Source organism: Cupriavidus sp. 01L43, assembly GCF_056399925.1.
Genome location: NZ_JBFTSH010000038.1, coordinates 1 through 1,834, shown reverse-complemented (window position 1 = coordinate 1,834; position 1,834 = coordinate 1). Strand labels below are relative to the sequence as shown.

At 60.0% G+C, this 1,834-nt stretch carries 2 protein-coding genes; both read left to right on the top strand.

Features of this window, described 5'->3' with window-relative positions; genetic code table 11:
* On the top strand, window positions 1-810 hold an 810-nt coding region (locus AC1DP9_RS27620; RefSeq protein WP_477109063.1), incomplete at its 5' end, for a formylglycine-generating enzyme family protein.
* A 128-nt stretch (window positions 811-938) separates the two neighbouring features.
* A partial coding sequence (locus tag AC1DP9_RS27615) for a formylglycine-generating enzyme family protein (protein WP_477109062.1) occupies window positions 939-1,834 on the top strand: 896 nt, incomplete at its 3' end.

Here is a 1,834-nt window from a genome sequence, read left to right as displayed (position 1 = left end):
GATTTCGGGCTCGGGTGGACCCCGGAGGGGTTGTACTACACGAGCGGACTCGATAACAAACCGCCCTTCAAAGTCACGCTGACGGGTTACAACCTTGCCCGGTTCAAGACCACCTATGCCGAGTACGACGTGTTCGCCGACGCCACCGGGCGACCCCGGGCGGGRATGGAGCCGAGACCGGGCCGTTCATTGCCGCCGGGTGTCTACCGCCATCCGCTGGTCCCGGCCGGCATGTACTGGCAGCAGGCGAGGGACTATTGCGAGTGGCTAGGCAAGCAGACCGGTGTGCCCTTCGGTTTGCCAACCGAGGCGCAATGGGAGTATGCCGCCCGTAGCCGTGGCCAGAACTTCCTCTGGGCGACGGACAACGGGCATATGGACAAAGGCCGCAACATGGCTTCCTATGCGCAAAAGCAAAAGCTCCGGCCTGTCGTTGACGCCGACCCCCATGAGCCGTCCTCTGTGACACGAGCCATGCTGTTCCCGGTCGGGATCTTCCCGCCCAATCCGCTCGGACTCTATGACATGAACGCCAACGGATGGGAGTGGATGCAGGACTGGTATGACGAGGACTGGTACCGCGTAAGCCCGGAGCACGATCCGAAGGGGCCGCCGACCGGATCCTTGCGTTCGGTCCGGGGATACTCGGGTGGTTCCTATATTTCCGGGCTCAACATCAAGCGCTTTAAGCAGGATCCCATAATCACGAAAAAAGACAGTTTCACGGGTGTCATCGGGCCGGGATTCAACGTATCGCACACTGTTCGCTGTGTGGCAAACATCGACCGCGCTGTAGCACAGCCGCAATGACACTCAGCGAGGTTTGAATGCACTTCAGAACGATAGGATCCATTGCTGCCGCGTTGACGCTCCTCTTTTGGGGTACTCAAGTGCAAGGTACGGCGTTGACCGATGTCCAGCCACCACGCCAGCCCATCATGTCGAAGAATCCGCGCGAAAACGCGCCAACCTTGCATCAGCCTCCAGCGCTGACAGCAGAGTTGTTGGCTTTGACGGAAGGCAGCATCGAGGAACGCATAGCAAAGCTCAAGCACAAGGTGCTGAAGGACCTGATCCGGGTCGAAGGCGGCAGCTTCATGATGGGGGATTTTGGGCTCGGGTGGACCCCCGAAGGGTTGTACTACACGAGCGGGATCGAAAATAAGCCGCCCTACAAGGTCACGCTGACGGGCTACAACCTTGCCCGGTTCAAGACCACCTATGCCGAGTACGACGTGTTCGCTGATGCGACCGGCCGGCCCCGGGCCGGGATGGAGCGGAGACCGGGCCACCCGTTGCCGCCGGGGTTCTACCGCCATCCGTTGATACCGGCCGGCATGTACTGGCAGCAGGCGAAGGACTATTGCCAGTGGCTAGGCAAGCAGACCGGTGTGCTATTTGATCTGCCAACCGAGGCGCAATGGGAATACGCCGCCCGTAGCCGTGGCCAGAACTTCCTCTGGGCGACGGACAACGGGCATATCGATTTCGGCCGGAATATTGATACCTATGATCAGGCCCAACGAATGAAACCTATTGTTGACACCGACCCTCATGAGCCGTCCTCAGTGACCCGAGCCATGCTGTACCCGGTGGGGATCTTCCCGCCCAATCCGCTCGGGTTATATGACATGAACGCCAACGGATGGGAGTGGATGCAGGACTGGTATGACGAGGACTGGTATCGCGTCAGCCCGGAGCACGATCCGAAGGGGCCGCCGACCGGATCCTTGCGTTCGGTCCGGGGATACTCGGGTGGTTCCTATATTTCCGGGCTCAACATCAAGCGATATGGCGATGATCCTGTTCTTGTCGGAAAGGACATCCGCACGGG